Origin of the sequence: Alitiscatomonas sp. (assembly GCF_037242085.1) — a bacterium.
In the GTDB taxonomy this organism is placed as follows: Bacteria; Bacillota; Clostridia; order Lachnospirales; family Lachnospiraceae; genus Alitiscatomonas; species Alitiscatomonas aceti.
Genome location: NZ_JAXXBR010000103.1, coordinates 1 through 19,782, shown reverse-complemented (window position 1 = coordinate 19,782; position 19,782 = coordinate 1). Strand labels below are relative to the sequence as shown.

The window sequence follows — 19,782 nt, the reverse complement described above, 5'->3', positions numbered from 1 at the left end:
AGCTCTGTTCCGGAAGGAAATACAAGAAGGACTTATCAGATATCATTGGGATCCTCTATGAACATGAAAAGAGAGGTGTCCCTCTGACAATGGAGGATATCGACCGTGCCATATGTAATCTGTATGGCAGTTGGGACAGGATCCCCGCTGACTCGGTTGCTTTTATTCAGGATACTATGAAAAATGGTGATCTTGAAAAAGTCTATCAGGCAGTCCGTGATGAAGAAAAACGGTCAAAGGAGTTGCTTGTGCAGTTTGAAGCGGACTACCCGAAGGTTACAAATACCGAAAATGCAGATACCATATTAGAAGCGTTGAAACGCAGGAAGGCACGGAGCGAGGAGTAAAGTACGGTTTCATATGGTGATCAGAACCACAGCCAGATATACGAACTTAGCCGATGAGATATTTTATCTCACCGGTTTTTTGTACCAGGAATCGAAAGGAGGAGCAAACATGAAAAAACTTATAGGAATGTCTATTCTTCTGGTCCTGGGACTGACCGGCTGCCAGAACAGCGCTGAAATGCCAGCTTCTGACCCGGACCAGCTGCTTCAGAATGAAGTGATCCATGAATCACTTGCAAATACAGAGTATGATTCTATTGAAGGTTTTTTAGCTGACAGCGATGAAGGCGTTTTCGTTTTAGATTCCCAGGCGGCGGACAGAAGCGCGGCGCCTTCGAACGCGGCTGGCTTTAGTGCGGCTGATATCGGTGTTTCTGTTGCGATAAGCTATATCGCTGTGACGTATGAATGTGAGGTAAATGAGGGTACGTTCAAATTAGAACTGTGTACATACAGATCCAATAATGGGAAACAGCAGTTGGAGGAAGTCATGGAAAGCAATCCGGACCTGTTTACGGAAGAGGAAATAGGGGGAAACCGTATTTATTACGCTCCAGGTTCGGAATACGACTGGTTTGATTGTTACGCTATGGTGATCGGTGAAAAATTGCTCATTATGGACATTGAAAAGGACTATGATGAGTATGTTGGAGTGATTTTGGAGAATCTTGTGTTACAGCGATAGAAAAGATATATGGATCCAATCGGGAGCCAGGCCAGACAGCGCTCCCCAGTTTCTGGAAAATATACACGGAGCCGAAAAATCCAGCCCCAGCCAGTGGACTGGAGGTTCCAACCGCGGTATAATGTCTGGAAAACAGGTATTATACCATCGCACACCGCGACACCATAAACGACCACACAGGAGGTATCCATGGCACTTTCTCTGATCACCGGCGGCTCGGGAGCCGGGAAAACGGAATATATTTATAAGAAGGTCATCGACTGGTCCATGAAGGAGCCCCAGAGGCAGTTTTTTGTCATCGTACCGGAGCAGAGCACCATGCAGGGGCAGAAGGATATCGTCCGTCTGCATCCGCGCCGGGGCACCATGAACATAGATATCGTCAGCTTTGAGCGTCTGGCCTACCGGATCTTCGGGGAGCTTTCCCTGCCCCAGCCGGAGATCCTGGACGATACGGGAAAGACCATGGTCTTACGGAAGCTGGCGGGAGAGCAGAAGGACCAGCTTCTTTTATTTTCTGCCCATCTGAACCAGACGGGCTTTATCGATGAGATCAAGTCCATGCTGTCGGAATTTTACCAGTACGGCGTCACGCCGGAGGCCTTAAAGGAGCAGATGGAAAAGGGGGACATGGGCCAGGTACTCCAGGGAAAGCTTACGGATATGAATGTGATCTACCGGGCGTTCCAGGCATTTATGCGGGAACGGTATATTACGGCGGAGGAGCTTCTGGACGTGCTGTGCCGGGTGGCGGAGCGCTCCAGGCTTTTAAGGGACAGCGTTCTGGTCCTGGACGGCTATACGGGCTTTACTCCGGTCCAGTACCGGCTTCTGGGCCAGCTCCTTAAGCTGTGCCGGGAGATGTATGTGACGGTCACAGCCACCGGGGACACGGATCTTTATGGCCCCGGCGACGAGGCGGACCTGTTCGATATGAGCCGGAAGATGGCCGGGAAATTAAAGCGTCTGGCCGAGGAGAACGGCGTGGCTGTGGGGCAGGATATCCGTCTGGCAGACCGGCCCTTGAAACGGTTTTCCCTGCGGCCGGAGCTGGATCATCTGGAGCGGACCATGTTCCGGTATCCCTACCGTCCCTGGGGAGGTCCTGCGGAGGGGATCCGTCTGGTCCAGGCGGAGAATCCTGCGGACGAGGTGGATTTTGTGGTGAACCAGATCCACCGGCTGGTGAAGAAGGATGGGTTCCGTTACCGGGAGATCGCCATTGTCTGCGGGGATCTGCCGGGGTATGAAAAGGAGATCCTGCACCAGTTTGAGGAGAACGGGATCCCCCTGTTCCTGGACAGCAAAAAGGACGTGTCCGGGAATCCCTTTATAAGGCTTATGAAAAGCGCCCTGGAGATCCTGCGGAGGGGCTTTGATTATGAAAGCATGTTCCAGTATCTGCGGACCGGACTGGTGACGGAGGAAGAGGAAAAGACCGACCGCCTGGAAACGTATGTGCGGGCCATGGGGATCCGGGGCTTAAAAAACTGGGAAGGCCAGTGGGAAAAGACCTTTGAGGGCGGCAGCCGTCTGAACTTGAAGGAATTAAATGAATTTAAGGAAGAGATATTGGGGCCGCTGAAAGCGTTTAAGGAAAAGGCCGGAGAGCGCGGAACACCGGTTGGCACGGTGACGGAGGCCCTGGCGGAGCTTCTCCAGTCTCTGGAGGTGGAGCGGAAGCTTCTGGACAAGGCGGAGCAGTTCCGCAGCCAGGGAATGGAAAAGGAGGCCCGGGAGTATGAGGAGATCTACGGCCTGGTCATGGAGCTGTTTGAACGGCTTTATGAGCTCCTGGGGACCGAGGCGGTGTCCAGAAAGGAGTATCTGGAGATCTTAAGCGCGGGGCTTTCGGAGCTTAAGGTGGGCATGATCCCGGCAGGAGCCGACCGGGTGGTGGCGGGAGATCTGAAAAGGACAAGGCTTTCGGGGATCCGCGCCCTGTTTTTTGTGGGGGTAAATGAGGGCGTTGTCCCGGCAGACACAGGAAAAGGCGGGATCCTCACAGAGCAGGAGCGGGAGATATTAAAAAGGAACGATCTGGAGCTGGCGCCCACGGCCAGGGAAGAGGGCTTCATGCAGCGGTTTTACCTGTATCTGATGATGACGAAGCCGTCGGAGCTTCTGACCCTTTCCTATCCGGTGCTTTCGGCCTCTGGGAAGACCCTGCGGCCTTCCAGCCTCATAGGCCAGATGAAAAAACGGTTTCCGGCGGTTCCCGTACAGGGGGCCGCGGAGCTTAAGGAGGCGGCCATCCACAGGACCGCAGCAAAGCGGGCAGTCATAAGCTGGCTCCAGGATCCGGAGTCCATGGAACGGGACAGGGAAGCGGCCATGCTCTACGGGCTTTTGTCCCGGGAGGATCTGGAAAAGGAGCGGATGGAAGCCCTGGCGGAGGCATGTTCCTATTCGTACAGGGAACACGGCATCGGCCGGGAGGCGGCCAGGGCCCTTTACGGGACCATTTTAAACGGCAGCGTCACCAGAATGGAGGGATATGCAGCCTGCGCCTACGCCCATTTTTTGAGCCATGGACTGGAGCTTAAGAAACGGCGGGAGTATGAGCTGGATTTTTCGGACATGGGAAACCTGTTCCACCGATCCATCGACCTGTTTTTCAGTGAGGTAAGGGCCAGAGGCATGGATTTCTGCGCCATCAGCGACGAAAAGCGGAGAGCCCTGGTGAAGGAATGTGTGAGCCAGGTGGCTCTGGAATACAGGAATACGATCCTAAAGAGATCTGCCAGAAACAGCTATCTGGAGCGGAAGGTGGAGCGGATCGCAGACCGGACCATCCGGGCCCTGATCCATCAGCTGCGGAAGGGCGATTTTGAGCCGGAGGAGTTTGAGGTGGATGTGAGCACCCGGATCCCCTTACGGGGCGGGGAGGCGTTGAACCTGCGGGGACGGATCGACCGGATGGACATTTTAGAGGAGGAGGACCGGGTCCTGGTAAAGATCATGGATTATAAGTCCGGGAGCACCTCCTTTGACTTGTCCCTGTTGTACCATGGACTCCAGCTCCAGCTGGTGGTCTATATGGATGCGGCCCTCAGGCTGGAGGAAAGGCTCCATCCAGGGAAAAAGGCAGTTCCCGCGGGGATCTTTTATTATCACATTGACGATCCGGTGATCGAGCGGCAGGGAGATATGACGCCGGAGGAGATCGAAGCGGGGATCCTTAAAAAGCTCCGGATGAACGGGCTGGTCAACAGCAGCCTGGATGTGATCCGCCATCTGGACCGGGAGATCGAAAAGGAGTCGGATGTGATCCCAGTGGCCTTAAAGGACGGGATCATCCAGGAGACCCGGTCGTCAGTGGCCGGGGGAGAGCGGTTTTCGGCCCTTTCCGCCTTCGTTTCCAGAAGCCTCCGGGAGATGGGAGACGAGATCCTTTCCGGTGTCGTTTCAGTGAATCCCTGGAAGCAGGGCCAGAAGACTGCCTGCGATTACTGCCCCTACCACAGCATCTGCGGCTTTGACCTTAAGACCTCCGGATACGGGTTCCGGAGATTTAAATCCATGAAGCCGGAGGAGATCTGGAAGGAGATTGAAAAGGAGCTGGAAGAGGAGGAACCGGAGGAGGAGACCATGGACCAGGAGGAAGGAACGGAAAATGGCTGAAATGAAATGGACGAAGGAGCAGCAGCAGGTCATCGACGCCAGGGGAAGGAATCTTCTGGTGTCGGCAGCGGCGGGCAGCGGAAAGACGGCAGTGCTGGTGGAACGGATCGTCCGCATGGTGACGGACCCGGACCATCCGGTGGACATTGACCGGCTTCTGGTCATGACCTTTACCAATGCGGCGGCGGCAGAGATGCGGGAGCGGATCGGGGACGCCCTGGAAAAGCGGCTGGAGGAGGAGCCCGGGGACCGGAACCTGGAGCGCCAGACCAGCCTGATCCACCATGCGCGGATCACCACCATCGACAGCTTCTGCCTGAAGCTCTTAAGGGAGCATTTTAATGAGCTGGACATTGATCCGGGGTTCCGCATCGGCGATGAGGGAGAGCTTCTGCTCCTCCAGGCCGATGTGATGAAGGAGCTCCTGGAGGACTATTATGGCCGGGAGGATGGTCGGTTCCTGCGGTTCGTGGACACCTATGCCTCTGGAAAGGCCGACGGCGGCCTGGAGGATTATATTTTACAGGTGTGGAGATTTTCCCAGAGCAACCCCTGGCCGGGTCAGTGGATCGCCGCCTGTAAAAAAGAGCTTTCAGAGGAGACAGACGGGGACCTGGACGGATTGGAGAACGCAGAATGGATGCGGTTTCTGGTGCGGGATGTGAAAAGGCAGGCGGGCGAGTTTGCAGAGCAGCTGTCAGAGGCCCTGGAGACTGCCGGGGAGGAGAACGGCCCCCAGGCGTATATCCCCATGCTCCAGGAGGATCTGCGGGCCATGGAGCGGCTTTCGGAGGCAGAAACGTATAAAGAGATCTGCGGGATCCTCTCCGCCCCCATGTTCGGCCGCCTGGCCGCCGTGCGGGGAAAGGATGTGGACCCGGAGAAAAAGGAGGCCGTTTCGGAGCTCCGGAACCGGGTCAAGGACGGCGTAAAGAAGATGAAGGCCCTTTATGTGCCGGAGGACCCGGAACGCATCTACGGGGACCTTTTAAACAGCCGGGAGCCGGTCCTCATGCTCCTGGAGCTGGCAGAGGAGTTTACGGCCCGGTTCCAGGAGGCCAAGGAGGAGAAAAACCTGGTGGATTTCAATGATCTGGAGCACTTTGCCCTGGATATCCTCACTGCCGGTTCCCGGGACCACTGCCCCGGCCCGGCGGCCGACGAGCTGGCAGAGCTTTACGAGGAGATCCTGGTGGACGAGTACCAGGACAGCAACGAGGTCCAGGAAACGCTGATCCGCCTGATCTCCAGGGAGCGGTACGGGAAGCCCAACGTGTTCATGGTGGGGGATGTGAAGCAGAGCATCTACAAATTCCGCCTGGCAAGACCGGAGCTTTTTATGGAGAAATATGAGTCCTACAAAAAAGAGGAGGGGCCGTACCAGAAGATCGAGCTTCACAAAAACTTCCGGAGCCGCCCGGAGGTGCTGGCCTCTGTCAATGACATTTTTTACAGCATCATGACAAAGAGCCTGGGGAACATCCAGTACACGGAGGACGCGGCCCTGTATCCGGGGGCGGGATATCCGGAGACGGAGAGAGAGGGCCAGGCCAGGACGGAGCTGCTCCTTCTGGACACCGGGGAGGACCTGTTCCTTTCCATGGATGAGGAAAAGGCCGATCTGACGGAAAAGGAGGCCGAGGCCAGACTCATTGCCTCAAAGATCCGGGAGCTGACGGATCCAGACCGGGGGATGAAGGTATGGAACGGAAAGGAGGGACGGTATGAGCCCTTAAAACGGCGGAATATCGTCATCCTCTTACGGAGCTTAAGCGGATGGGCTGAGGAATTTTTAAGAGTCTTAAGCGCTGAGGGGATCCCGGCCTTTGCTGATTCCAGAACGGGATATTTCACGGCTGTGGAGGTGGAGACGGTCTTAAATATGCTGGCCGTCATCGACAATCCCATGCAGGATATCCCTCTGGCCGGAGTGCTGCGGTCGCCCATAGGCGGACTTACGGACCATGACCTGGCGGTGGTCATGGCAGAATTTAAACGGTGTGCGGACAAGGGCCAGGATCCCGGCTTTTACGGGGCGGTCCGGCACTTCCTGGAGGCCGGTGCAGAGGCCTTTGCTGAGGATGAATTATATAAAAAACTGGAAAAGTTTCAAAAACTCATTCAGATCCTGCGGGAGGAGGCCGGATATCTGCCGGTCCACCGGCTGATCTGGAGGATCTTCGAGCACACCGGCTATTACGATTACGTTTCCGCCATGCCGGCGGGAAAGGCGCGCCAGGCCAACCTGGACATGCTGGTGGAAAAGGCCTGCGCCTTTGAGGCCACCAGCTACCAGAGCCTGTTTGACTTTATCCGCTACATCGAGCGGCTGAAGAAATACAATACGGATTTCGGGGAGGCGGCCAGGGCCGGGGAAAACGACGATACGGTGCGGATCATGAGCATCCATAAGAGCAAGGGCCTGGAATTTCCCGTGGTATTTTTAGCCGGGGCCGGAAAGAAATTCAACCGGCAGGACGCCAGGGGAAAGATCCTGATTGACGATAAGCTGGGGATCGCCACGGACTACCTGGATCTGGAACGGAAGGTGAAAGCCCCTACCCTTAAGAAAAATGTCCTGAGCCGGAAGATGAACCTGGAGAGCATGGGGGAGGAGCTGCGGATCCTCTATGTGGCCATGACCCGGGCAAAGGAAAAGCTGTTCATCACAGCCGGAGACCGGTATCTGGGCCACCATACGGAAAAATGGGGCGGGATCTCCAGAAGGAGAGAGCTGCCGTTTACATTCTTAAGCGCTGCCGGTTCCTATCTGGACTGGCTTTTAATGGCCTCGGAAAATGCCAGGGCCTCCCTTTCCGTCACCTGTATCCCGGCGGAGGAGCTTCTGAAGGAGGCAGTTAGGAGCCAGGCCTGGAAGGCGGAGACGTACCTGGAGCTTAAGCGGCTCAGGGAAGAGGGGGAGCCCTGTCCTCCGGAGGTCCTGGAGCAGCTTTGCCGTCCCTATCCCTATGAGGCGGACATCGGGCTCCATGCCAAGATGTCGGTTTCAGAGCTGAAGGAGCAGGGACAGTTTGTGGACGATGGAGAAAGCGATTTCCTTCCCACAGTTCCGGCCTTTCTCCGGAAGGGGGAGGAAGAGGAACGGGAGCAGGGCCGTATTTCCCGTCCCGGCGGCGCAGTCCGGGGAACGGCCTACCATCGGGCCCTGGAGCTTCTGTCCTTTAAGGATGCGGTCTCCTTCGGGGATCTGAAGGCGCAGCTGGACGCCATAAAAGCCCAGGGACTCATGGCAGAGGAGGCCCTGCGGCTGGTACAGCCCGGCGTTCTCTGGAAGTTTTTCCAGACGCCCCTGGCAGAACGGATGAGAAGGGCGGACGAAGAGGGGAGGCTTTACAAGGAGCAGCAGTTTGTGGTGGGGATCCCCGCCCGGGACATGGACGAGGCTGATTCCGACGAGCTGGTGCTGATCCAGGGCATCATCGATGCCTGGTTTGAGGACGAGGACGGGGCTGTACTGGTGGATTATAAAACAGACCGGATCGGAGAGGGGGAGGAGGCGGTGCTTCTGGACCGCTACCGGCTGCAGCTCATTTATTACAGACGGGCCCTGGAGCAGATCACAGGAAAAACGGTCCGGCAGGCGTTTCTTTATTCCCTGGCGTTACAGAAAGAGATCCCGGTATTTTAAAAATACCGGGATCACAGGATGCAGGGAGGGCTATTCCTCCGCCGCGACGATCAGCTCCTTTGCATAGGGAAGGGATTCGATCCAGCGGCAGAAGGAGTGCCACTCCTCCAGCTTGTGGGCTTTTCTGGCGTAATAGATGTTGATCAGGGTCTCGTAATTCATGGTGCAGGTACGCATCTGGTTGTAGCTGGAGGGAAGGAGCTGGATCATGTCGTACCAGTCCTCCTTATTTTTTCCTTCCTCCATATATTTTAACCGGATGGCCTCCAGCCTTCCAACGACGGTCTCCATGAAGGCCAGGGTCTCCGGCGTCATGTGGTCGTGGCTGAAATCGTCGATGGAAAAGGGCTTAGAGTGGATCTTGTGCATGGTGCTGGTGGAATTGGCCACGGTGGCTACCTTGTAGGTGTCGTATTCCTTCCACCAGTACAGGGGGGCGGTGATGTCCACGGAGACAAAGATCTGGCGGACGTATTTCCTGTGGTCGCTGCCGGCTCTGCGGAGCCGCTTTGCCAGATCCAGATCGTTGGGTCCCAGGATATAATTTCCATCTTCATCGTAGGCGCTGTCCATCCGTCCCCAGCTGTTCATGGGGTTTCTGGCGCCGCGGATGGCGTTTTCCAGGTTCATGACGCTTGTGCGCTCAAATTTTATCATATGGTCGATTCTCCTCTCTTGGCGGGGCCGGAGCCGGAAGTCCTGTATGTTTCGCAGTCTCTGATCCCTGGCATCATTATATATGGAAACGAAAAAACCATCAAGTACAAAATCGCGCCCCGGACGCAGGTGTGGACGGGAAGCGGAAAACGTGATAGAATGAAACATCATAAATGGAGGCGATAAAATGAATCTGATCGTAGCAGCAGATAAAAACTGGGCCATTGGAAACAAAGGCCGTCTTCTGGTGACGATCCCGGAGGACCAGAAGCTGTTCCGCCAGGAGACTCTGGGAAAGGTCATCGTCATGGGAAGGAAGACCATGGAGAGCCTGCCGGGAGGCCAGGCCCTTCCGGGACGTACCAATGTGGTCCTCACAAGGAACAGGGATTATAAAAAAAAGGGAGTGACAGCGGTCCACGGGATGGACGAGGCCCTTTCCTTTTTAAAACAGTTTCCAGACGACGATATCTATATCATCGGCGGCGAGGAGATCTACCGCCAGTTCCTTCCCTATTGCCGGACGGCTCATGTGACCAGGATCGATTATGCCTATGAGGCCGATACCCATTTTCCGGACCTGGACCAGGATCCGGACTGGCAGGTGACGGCGGAAAGCGATGAGCAGACGTATTTCAGCCTCTGCTATGAATTCTGCCGGTATGACCGGAAGATGGAAGAAAAAACATACGAAAAAAAAGAATAACAGTTGATATAAATTGGAGAACATGATAAACTTAAACTATGTGAGCAGTTTCAGAACTGTTTAATTTACACAGGAGGTTGAGGTAGTATGTATCCGATATTAAAAGCAGAAAAGCTGGCGGATAAGATTTATCTTATGGAGGTAAAGGCGCCGAGAGTTGCAAAGAGCTGTCAGCCCGGAGAATTCGTGATCGTAAAGATCGATGAGGCAGGCGAGAGGATCCCGCTGACGATCTGTGATTACAACAGAGAAGAGGGAACGATCACCATCGTATTCCAGACCGTTGGAGCTTCTTCTGAGAAGATGTCCCACTTACAGGCCGGAGATTCCTTCCACGATTTCGTGGGCCCCTTAGGAAATCCGTCTGAATTCGTTAAGGAGGATCTGGAAGTCCTTAAGAATAAAAAATACCTGTTCGTAGCAGGCGGCGTTGGAACTGCTCCTGTTTATCCCCAGGTAAAATGGTTAAAAGAGCACGGCATCGACGCTGACGTGATCGTCGGCGCAAAGACAAAGGATCTGCTGATCCTGGAGAAGGAAATGGAGGCTGTTGCTGGAAATCTTTATGTTACCACTGATGACGGTTCCTATGTGAGAAAGGGAATGGTTACGGATGTGATCAAGGATCTGGTTCAGAACCAGGGCAAGAAATACGATGTCTGTGTAGCCATCGGACCGATGATCATGATGAAATTCGTATGTCTCTTAACAAAGGAACTGGAGATCCCCACGATCGTCAGCTTAAACCCGATCATGGTAGACGGCACAGGAATGTGCGGAGCCTGCCGTGTGACCGTTGGTGGAGAAGTGAAGTTCGCATGTGTAGACGGACCGGAGTTCGATGGACATGCAGTAAACTTCGACGAGGCAATGAAGCGTCAGCAGATGTACAAGACAGCAGAGGGACGCGCGATCTTAAAGCTTCAGGAAGGCGATACCCATCACGGCGGCTGCGGACACTGCAGCGACAATTAATTGTGGAGGAACAGACATGGACGTAATGAAGAAAGTACCTGTCAGAGAGCAGGATCCGAAGGTGCGTGCAACCAACTTTGAGGAAGTATGCTACGGATATAATGAAGAAGAGGCTGTTGCCGAGGCAGAGCGCTGCCTGAACTGTAAAAATGCAAGATGTGTGGAGGGATGTCCTGTAAATATCGATATCCCCACCTTCATCAGAGAAGTAAAGGAAAGAAAATTCGAGGACGCTGCCAATACCATCGCACTGTCTTCCGCACTTCCGGCAGTCTGCGGCCGCGTATGTCCGCAGGAGAGCCAGTGTGAAGGAAAGTGTATCCGCGGCATTAAGGGCGAATCCATCTCCATCGGTAAGCTGGAGCGTTTCGTTGCCGACTGGTCCAGAGAGAACGGCTTCGTTCCCAAGGCTGCTGAGACAAAGCTTGGAAAGAAGGTTGCTGTGATCGGTTCCGGCCCGTCCGGACTTACCTGTGCAGGCGATCTGGCTAAGATGGGCTACGACGTGACCATCTTCGAGGCCCTTCATGAGCCGGGCGGAGTTCTTACATACGGTATTCCGGAGTTCCGTCTTCCGAAGCAGGCCGTTGTACAGCCGGAGATCGACAACGTGAGAAAGCTGGGCGTTAAGATCGAGACAAACGTGATCATCGGCAAGACTGTGACCATCGACGAGTTAATGGACGAGGAGGGCTTCTCCGCCGTATTTATCGGTTCCGGCGCTGGTCTTCCCAAGTTCATGGGCATCCCGGGCGAGAACGCCAACGGCGTATTCTCTGCCAACGAGTACCTGACAAGAAGCAACCTGATGAAGGCCTTCCGCGACGATTATGATACACCCATCGCAGCCGGCAAGAAGGTTGTAGTCGTAGGCGGCGGAAACGTTGCCATGGACGCTGCAAGAACCGCTCTCCGTCTGGGCGCTGAGGTTCATGTGGTATACAGAAGAAGTGAAGCAGAGCTTCCGGCCCGTGTGGAGGAGGTTCACCACGCCAAGGAAGAGGGCATCATCTTTGACCTTCTTACCAATCCCACCGAGATCCTGGCAGACGAAAAGGGCTGGGTAAAGGGTATGAACGTGGTTAAGATGGAGCTGGGCGAGCCGGATGCATCCGGAAGAAGACGTCCGGTGGAAGTAGAGGGCTCCGATTACACCATCGACTGTGATACGGTTATCATGTCCTTAGGAACATCCCCCAACCCGCTGATCTCCAATACAACGGACGGCCTGGATGTGAATAAGCACAAATGTATCGTGGCAGACGAGGCCAACGGCCAGACCTCCAGAGAAGGCGTATTTGCAGGCGGCGACGCTGTAACAGGCGCAGCTACTGTGATCCTTGCCATGGAAGCTGGTAAGGCAGGTGCCCGCGGTATCCACGAGTACCTGAGCAACAAATAAATAAGAAAAAACGAGGGGGCGCTGCGGGGGAAAGATCCTTTGCAGCGCTCTTTTTTATTTTTTGGAGGGAGATTATGAAGAAAAATATCGACCTGCTTCACGAACCGATCCTGCCTGCGCTTACACGTCTGGCGCTTCCCATCATGGCTACCTCCCTGGTGCAGATGGCCTATAATATGACGGATATGGCCTGGATCGGACAGGTGGGAGCCGGAGCAGTGTCGGCGGTGGGATCGGCGGCCATGTTCACCTGGTTTTCCCAGGGCGTAAGCAGCCTGGCGAGAATGGGAGGCCAGGTAAAGGTAGCCCATTCCCTGGGCCGGGGCGACCGGGAAGAGGCGGGAAAATACGCCCAGGGGGCGCTGCAGCTGGGGATCCTGTTTGCAGTGATCTTTGGGATCCTGTCAGTGGCGTTCCGGAAGCAGCTCATCGGATTTTTTAATATGCAGGACCGGCAGATCGTCCGTGATGCGGAGATCTATCTGACCATCACCTGCGGACTGATCCTCTTTTCTTTTTTAAATGCCATCTTTACTGGAATACTGACTGCGTCGGGGGACAGCCGGACGCCTTTTGTGGCCAATGTCATCGGGCTGGTGATCAACATGGTCCTGGATCCCTTCCTGATCTTCGGATTCGGCCCCATACCGGCCATGGGGGCCGCCGGAGCGGCCATTGCCACAGTGGGGGCCCAGGCGGTGGTAACGGCGGTGTTTTTATGGTTTGCCCGCAGGGATACCCTGGTGTTCAGCCAGGTCCATATCCTGGAGCGGACCAGCCGCAGATATATCCGCCAGATCATAAAGATCGGGTTTCCGGCCGGGGTCCAGACCATGATATACAGCGGGATCTCCATGGTCCTGACCCGTATGGTCACGGATTTCGGAGATACGGCCATTGCGGTCCAGAAGGTGGGAAGCCAGATCGAATCGGTGGCCTGGATGACCGCAGACGGATTTGCAGCAGCCATCAATTCCTTTATCGGGCAGAACTTCGGAGCCGGAAAGACGGAGCGGGTCAAGGGAGGCTATAAAAAGGCCGCCTGGATCATGGCCGCCTGGGGACTGGGCTCCTCGGCGCTTCTGATCTTCGGGGCGGAGCCGGTGTTCCGGATCTTCATCCATGAGCCGGAGGTGGTGGCCGACGGCATCATCTATTTGCAGGTGCTGGGACTGTCCCAGATGTTCATGTGTGAGGAGATCCTTACAGAGGGCGCCCTGGCGGGTCTTGGAAAGACCATGCAGGCGTCGGTGATCAGTGTGATCTTTACGGCGGCACGGATCCCCATGGCTCTTATTTTATCATCAACGGCCCTGGGACTTTCCGGCATCTGGTGGGCCATTACCCTGACCAGTGTGGTCAAGGGCATTGTTTTTGTAAGCTATTTTATGGCAGTGATGAGAAAGCTGCCCCCGGAAGTGGAGGAGAAACGATGAGCAGAACAATGACCCAGGAGGAACGGTACCGGATGATGACGGAAAAGCCCATTTCCAGGCTGATCCCAGGGCTGGCAGTACCCACGATCATCAGTATGCTGATCACCTCGATTTATAATATGGCGGATACCTTTTTCGTCAGTCAGATCAACACAAGCGCCTCGGCGGCTGTGGGGATCATTTTTTCCCTGATGGCCATGATCCAGGCCGTGGGCTTTACCCTGGGCATGGGCGCGGGAAATTATATTTCCCGCAGTCTGGGAGCAAAAAATGAAGACATCGCAGTGCGGACGGCAGCCACGGCCTTTTTTACGGCCATTGGGATCGGCGTGGTCATGGCAGTGACTGGTCTTTCCTTCCTGGACCGGCTGGTGCGGCTTCTGGGGGCCACAGAGACCATCGCCCCTTACGCCAGGGATTATGCCCGGTACATTCTTCTGGGAGCGCCGGTGATGACCGGTTCCTTTGTGATGAACAACCTGCTGAGGTCCCAGGGCTATGCCGTTTATGCCATGGCGGGGATCACCACCGGCGGGATCTTAAACATGATCCTGGATCCGGTGTTCATCTTCGGTCTCCGCATGGGCATTTCCGGCGCGGCGGCCGCCACGGTCATAAGCCAGTGCGTCAGCTTCTGCATCCTGTTTTTCCAGTGTAACTTCCGCAAGGGATGCATCCGGCTGAGGCCCGGAAAATTTACTCCGTCTCTAAAAATTTATGGAGAGATCCTTCATGCAGGCCTCCCGTCGTTGTGCCGCCAGGGTCTGGCCAGCGCGGCGGCAGTGGCCTTAAACGTGGCGGCCAATCCCTTTGGGGATGCGGCCATCGCAGCCATGTCCATTGTAACGAGATACATGATGTTCATCAACTCTGCCCTCATCGGCTTCGGCCAGGGCTTCCAGCCTGTGTGCGGCTTTAACTTCGGGGCAAAGCGGTATGACCGGGTCCTGGAGGCGTTCTGGTTCTGCTTGAAGGTAGCAGTGATCCTCCTGACCACCCTGGGCGTCATAAGCTTTTTCGGGGCAGAGGCCATTATGGGCCTGTTCCGGAAGGGTGATATGGAGGTGATCGGGATCGGTACCTGGGCCATGCGGTTCCAGTGCCTGACCCTGCCGTTCCAGGCCTGGATCATCATGTCCAATATGCTGACCCAGTCCATCGGCTACGGCTTCCGGGCATCCATTGTGGCGGCGGGCCGCCAGGGGATCTTTCTGATCCCGGCCCTCCTTACGCTTCCCCGTTTCCTGGGGATCCTGGGGCTGCAGCTCTGCCAGCCCATTGCGGATGTCTGTACCAGTGTCATGGCCGCGGTGATCGTCGTCTCCATACTGAAGGAGTTAAAGGTCTGGAACGAAGAAATACAAAATTTATCGAAAAAAACTATGGACGAATGAGAGATTTTGTGAGAGAATGGTACAAGCAAGATGTGATTTTTTTAACAAGAGAATTGCGACAGATATCTTGAAAGGAGTCTTAAAATGATTTATTCACATGAAGTAGAAACAATGTGTAAAGTTGCCCAGGGCGTAAACCATGGCGCAGCTCCGATCCCGGAGGAAGCGAAATGGGTACAGTCCAAAGAGATCAAAGATATTTCCGGCCTGACCCATGGAATCGGCTGGTGTGCACCCCAGCAGGGTGCATGTAAGCTGACCCTGAACGTGAAGGAGGGCATCATCCAGGAGGCACTGGTGGAGACCATCGGATGTTCCGGTATGACCCATTCCGCAGCTATGGCGGCAGAGATCCTTCCGGGCCGGACCCTGCTGGAGGCGTTAAACACAGACCTTGTGTGCGATGCCATCAACACAGCCATGAGAGAACTGTTCCTTCAGATCGTTTACGGAAGGACCCAGAGTGCATTTTCTGAGGACGGCCTTCCTATCGGAGCTGGTCTGGAGGACCTTGGAAAGGGTCTCCGTTCCCAGATCGGTACCATGTACGGAACCTTAAAGAAAGGTCCCCGTTATCTGGAGATGGCAGAAGGCTATGTGACCGGGATCGCTCTCGACGCAGAGGACCAGATCATCGGCTACCAGTTCGTAAACCTTGGAAAGATGACCGATTTCATTAAGAAAGGCGACGATCCCACAACTGCTTATGAGAAGGCAAAGGGCCAGTACGGCCGTGTGGCAGACGCAGTGAAGATCATCGACCCGAGAATGGAGTAAGGAGGAGTTAATACATCATGGCATTATTTGAATCATATGAGAGAAGAATCGACAAGATCAATTCTGTTTTAAACAGCTATGGCATCGCTTCCATCGAAGAGGCTGAAAAGATCACAAAGGACGCCGGCTTAAATGTCTACGACCAGGTAAAGAAGATCCAGCCCATCTGCTTTGAGAATGCCTGCTGGGCATATACAGTGGGTGCAGCCATTGCTATTAAGAAAGGCTGCCGTAAGGCCGCTGACGCTGCCGCAGCCATCGGAGAGGGCCTCCAGGCCTTCTGTATCCCCGGCTCTGTTGCCGATCAGAGAAAGGTTGGCCTTGGCCATGGAAACCTTGGCAAGATGCTTTTAGAGGAAGAGACAGACTGCTTCTGCTTCTTAGCAGGCCACGAGTCCTTTGCAGCCGCTGAGGGCGCCATCGGTATCGCAGAGAAGGCCAATAAGGTCCGCAGGAAACCCCTGCGTGTGATCTTAAACGGACTCGGAAAAGACGCAGCCCAGATCATTTCCCGTATCAACGGCTTTACATATGTGGAGACAAAGATGAACTACTACACCGGAGAGGTGGAGGAGGTATTCAGAAAATGCTATTCCTCTGATCCGGAAAGCCCCCGCGCAAAGGTAAACTGCTACGGCGCCAATGACGTGACCGAAGGCGTTGCCATCATGTGGAAAGAGGGCGTTGACGTTTCCATCACCGGAAACTCCACCAACCCCACCCGTTTCCAGCATCCGGTGGCAGGCACCTATAAGAAGGAGTGCGTGGAGAAAGGAAAGAAATACTTCTCCGTAGCCTCCGGCGGCGGCACAGGCCGTACCCTCCATCCCGACAATATGGCAGCTGGTCCGGCTTCCTACGGAATGACCGATACCATGGGCCGTATGCACTCTGACGCCCAGTTCGCAGGCTCCTCCTCCGTTCCGGCACACGTAGAGATGATGGGTCTCATCGGCGCAGGAAATAACCCCATGGTGGGCATGACTGTGGCTGTGGCCGTTTCCATCCAGCAGGCGGCTGAAGAGGGAAGATTCTAGGATCCCCCATGGCGGAGCCTGCTGTGGGAAATTTCAGGGAAATTGGAAATGTACTTTCTTTTTTAAGAAAGGTATGCTACAATAACCCATGACAAAAGCACCTGCACGCCTGGCAGGTTCAATAGGATAGAGGCGCGGGCTTCAAGAGTAACGGAAGACAAGGCTGGACCGCCGTTTTCCGCCAAAGGGGAGACCGCCGAAGGAGTTTTGTCCGGTCCGGGGCAGGGTTCCTGGTACGACGCAGAAGATGCGGCGTACTGTCACGATACGTGGAGCGCTATCTTGTGTTGCTGGTTCCAGCCTGTATGGCTTTTTATCTGCATGATCTACACCACAAACGCGTTTTCCGTAAGGGACTGCCGTTTGTGGTGTTTTTGATTTTCAAGAGAGGAAGTATGAGAAATGCAGAGTACGAAAACGAAAAGCCTGGCTGTACTGGCTCTGGCGTCCATGTTCCTCATGGCCTTTGCCATGACGGCCTTTGGGGCAGAGGGGGAGACCGCAGAGTACGTCCCCGCCCTGTTTTCCACCTTCTGGGCGCTGGTGCCGCCGGTGGTAGCCATCGGACTGGCGCTGATCACAAAGGAGGTTTACAGCTCCCTGTTTATCGGGATCGCCGTAGGAGGGATCCTGTATTCCGGCGGGAGCTTTGAGCGGACCGTGGTCCATATTTTCCAGGACGGCATCATCGGAGTCCTGACCGATGAAAGCAACGTGGGGATCCTGGTATTCTTAGTGATCCTGGGAGCCATGGTCAGTCTTATGAACAAGGCCGGCGGCTCCGCTGCCTTTGGCCGGTTTGCGGCAAAGGGCATCAAGACCCGGGTGGGGGCCCAGCTGGCCACCATCCTTCTGGGGGTTACGATCTTCATCGACGACTATTTCAACTGCCTGACTGTGGGAAGCGTCATGCGGCCTGTGACGGACAAGTTCAAGGTTTCCCGGGCAAAGCTGGCGTATCTCATCGACGCCACGGCAGCTCCCGTATGCATCATTGCCCCCATTTCATCCTGGGCGGCGGCTGTGACGGGATTCGTGGAGGGAGAGGACGGCTTCTCCATCTTTATCCAGGCCATCCCCTATAACTTCTATGCTCTTTTAACCATTGTGATGATGGTGGGGATGGTGCTCATGAAGGTGGAGTTCGGGCCCATGTTAAAGCATGAAAGGAACGCGGTCAAGGGGGATCTCTTTACCACAGAGGGACGGCCTTATGCGGATGAATCCGATCCGTCAGTGATCTCCAGGGGAACGGTCATGGATCTCCTGATCCCGATTATTTCTTTAATTATCTGCTGTGTGATCGGTATGCTGTATACAGGCGGATTTTTCTCCGGCGTGGATTTTGTGACCGCCTTTTCGGAGAGCAACGCATCCCTGGGACTGACCCTTGGAAGCTTCTTCGGCCTTCTGATCACCCTGGTCCTGTACCAGGTGCGCCGTGTCCTGGATTTCCACGACTGCATGGCCTGTATCCCCGAGGGCTTTAAGGCCATGGTACCGGCCATTCTGATCCTGACCTTTGCCTGGACCTTAAAGGCCATGACAGACAGCCTGGGTGCGGACGTATATGTGGCAGATCTGGTGTACAACCATGCCAGAGGCCTGCTGAATTTCCTTCCGGCCATTATTTTCCTGGTGGGCTGCCTGCTGGCCTTTGCCACAGGCACCTCCTGGGGGACCTTCGGTATCCTGATCCCCATTGTGGTGGGCGTGTTCCAGAATACCAATCCGGAGCTGATGATCATCTCTATTTCTGCCTGCATGGCGGGAGCTGTCTGCGGAGACCACTGCTCGCCCATTTCCGACACCACCATCATGGCGTCTGCGGGAGCCCAGTGTGAGCATGTGAACCATGTGATGACCCAGCTTCCCTATGCGGTGACCTGTGCCGCCGTATCCTTTGTGACGTACATTGTGGCAGGATTTGTAAAGACTGCCTGGATCGCCCTTCCTGTGGGCATCGTCCTGATGCTGGGAGCCATGCTTGTCTTAAAAATGATGGGCGATACGGTGGAGGAAGAATAGTAAAAAACGTGAAAAAGCCCGGCGGTGAGCAGATTCCAGTGCTCTCCGGCCGGGGCTTTTCTGTTATGGCGGAAGACTAGGCCTCCTCCAGGCCCTCAAACTGCATTTCATAATATCTGGCATACAGACCGTTCTTTTCCAGGAGCTCTTTGTGGCTTCCACGCTCAACGATGCCCTGGCCGTCGATGACGATGATCTCGTCGGCATTCCGGATGGTGGAGAGACGGTGGGCGATGGTGATGGTGGTGCGGTTTCTGGAGAGCTCCTCCAGGCTTTTCTGGATGTGGCGTTCACTTTCATTGTCCAGGGCGCTGGTGGCCTCATCCAGGATCAGGATAGGCGGATTTTTAAGGAATACCCGGGCAATGGAGATCCGCTGCTTCTGGCCGCCGGAAAGCCTTGCGCCCCGCTCGCCCACAAAGGTGTCGTAGCCGTCGGGAAGCTCCATGATGAAATCGTGGATGCTGGCCTTTTTGGAGGCGGCAATGATCTCCTCGTCAGTGGCTCCTGGTTTTCCGTAGGCGATGTTTTCACGGATGGTGCCGCCGAATAAGTATACCTCCTGCTGGACCAGGCCGATGGAGCTTCTGAGGCTCTTTAAGGTGGTTTTCCGGATATCCTGGCCGTCAATGGCGATCCTTCCGTGGGTCACATCGTAGAACCGGGGAAGGAGGGAGCAGATGGTGGTCTTTCCGCCGCCGGAGGGGCCCACCAGGGCGATGGATCTGCCGGCAGGGATGGAAAAGGAAACATGGCTTAAAACAGGCTCGCTGCTGTTATAGCAGAAGCTTACGTCCTCATAGGAAATATGGCCCTGTACATTTGTAAGGGGCTTCGCGTCCGGCGCATCCTCGATCTCCGGTTCTGTTTCCATGACTGCCAGGAAGCGCTTGAAGCCGGTAAGGCCCTTCTGGAGCATTTCCGTAAACTCCACCAGGATCTGGATGGGGCTGATGAAAATTCCGATGTAGAGGGCGTACATGGCCAGGTCTGCTGGCTCCATCTCCCCGATGGAGATAAGGTATCCTCCGGCCACCAGGACGGTCAGATACATCATGCCCTGGA

General features: G+C 55.1%; 13 protein-coding genes, 1 pseudogene and 1 riboswitch. Of the genes and pseudogenes, 12 read left to right on the top strand and 2 right to left on the bottom strand.

The window, feature by feature from the left end; translation table 11 throughout:
- The 4 genes and pseudogenes from WIH05_RS11100 to addA all read left to right on the top strand — a co-directional run.
- Positions 1-347, top strand: a pseudogene (locus tag WIH05_RS11100) (hypothetical protein); the annotation flags it as partial.
- 109 nt (positions 348-456) lie between these two features.
- Positions 457-1,032 (top strand): hypothetical protein, encoded by a 576-nt coding sequence (locus WIH05_RS11095; protein ID WP_022273800.1) that lies wholly within the window; start codon positions 457-459, stop codon positions 1,030-1,032.
- Positions 1,033-1,221: 189 nt separating this feature from the next.
- On the top strand, positions 1,222-4,656 hold the full coding sequence (gene addB / locus WIH05_RS11090) for a helicase-exonuclease AddAB subunit AddB (protein WP_337425384.1): 3,435 nt from the start codon (positions 1,222-1,224) through the stop codon (positions 4,654-4,656).
- Entirely contained in the window at positions 4,649-8,305 is a 3,657-nt protein-coding gene (gene addA, locus WIH05_RS11085; RefSeq protein ID WP_022273802.1) for a helicase-exonuclease AddAB subunit AddA, read from the top strand. The genes addB and addA overlap by 8 nt, the downstream gene beginning before the upstream one ends.
- 30 nt (positions 8,306-8,335) lie before the next feature.
- Here addA and WIH05_RS11080 read toward each other — a convergent pair whose 3' ends face one another.
- Positions 8,336-8,962, bottom strand: coding sequence for a hypothetical protein (locus WIH05_RS11080; protein WP_215652864.1), 627 nt, complete (start codon positions 8,960-8,962; stop codon positions 8,336-8,338).
- Between the two features lie 187 nt (positions 8,963-9,149).
- On the opposite strand from WIH05_RS11080, the gene WIH05_RS11075 reads away from it, so the two are divergent.
- From WIH05_RS11075 to WIH05_RS11040, 8 genes are all read left to right on the top strand, one after another.
- Complete coding sequence (locus WIH05_RS11075; RefSeq protein ID WP_215652863.1) at positions 9,150-9,668, top strand: dihydrofolate reductase; 519 nt, start codon at positions 9,150-9,152, stop codon at positions 9,666-9,668.
- 87 nt (positions 9,669-9,755) lie between these two features.
- Entirely contained in the window at positions 9,756-10,643 is an 888-nt protein-coding gene (locus tag WIH05_RS11070; protein ID WP_022273806.1) for a sulfide/dihydroorotate dehydrogenase-like FAD/NAD-binding protein, read from the top strand.
- A gap of 16 nt (positions 10,644-10,659) precedes the next feature.
- Positions 10,660-12,045 (top strand): NADPH-dependent glutamate synthase, encoded by a 1,386-nt coding sequence (gene gltA, locus WIH05_RS11065; protein WP_215652862.1) that lies wholly within the window; start codon positions 10,660-10,662, stop codon positions 12,043-12,045.
- 74 nt (positions 12,046-12,119) lie between these two features.
- Positions 12,120-13,481 carry an MATE family efflux transporter gene (locus tag WIH05_RS11060; protein WP_337425383.1) on the top strand — a complete coding sequence of 454 codons (1,362 nt, stop codon included), beginning with the start codon at positions 12,120-12,122 and terminating at the stop codon, positions 13,479-13,481.
- Positions 13,478-14,875, top strand: coding sequence for an MATE family efflux transporter (locus WIH05_RS11055; protein ID WP_022273809.1), 1,398 nt, complete (start codon positions 13,478-13,480; stop codon positions 14,873-14,875). The genes WIH05_RS11060 and WIH05_RS11055 overlap by 4 nt, the downstream gene beginning before the upstream one ends.
- A gap of 84 nt (positions 14,876-14,959) precedes the next feature.
- Positions 14,960-15,652, top strand: coding sequence for a hypothetical protein (locus tag WIH05_RS11050; RefSeq protein WP_022273810.1), 693 nt, complete (start codon positions 14,960-14,962; stop codon positions 15,650-15,652).
- Between the two features lie 17 nt (positions 15,653-15,669).
- Positions 15,670-16,689, top strand: a complete 1,020-nt coding sequence (locus tag WIH05_RS11045) for a GGGtGRT protein (RefSeq protein ID WP_022273811.1) — start codon at positions 15,670-15,672, stop codon at positions 16,687-16,689.
- A 119-nt stretch (positions 16,690-16,808) separates the two neighbouring features.
- Positions 16,809-16,977: riboswitch (Lysine riboswitch) on the top strand.
- A 114-nt stretch (positions 16,978-17,091) separates the two neighbouring features.
- Positions 17,092-18,717 (top strand): Na+/H+ antiporter NhaC family protein, encoded by a 1,626-nt coding sequence (locus WIH05_RS11040; protein ID WP_022273812.1) that lies wholly within the window; start codon positions 17,092-17,094, stop codon positions 18,715-18,717.
- Positions 18,718-18,793: 76 nt separating this feature from the next.
- On the opposite strand, the gene WIH05_RS11035 is transcribed toward WIH05_RS11040, so the two are convergent.
- The coding region (locus WIH05_RS11035; protein ID WP_337425382.1) for an ATP-binding cassette domain-containing protein at positions 18,794-19,782 on the bottom strand (989 nt) is incomplete at its 5' end.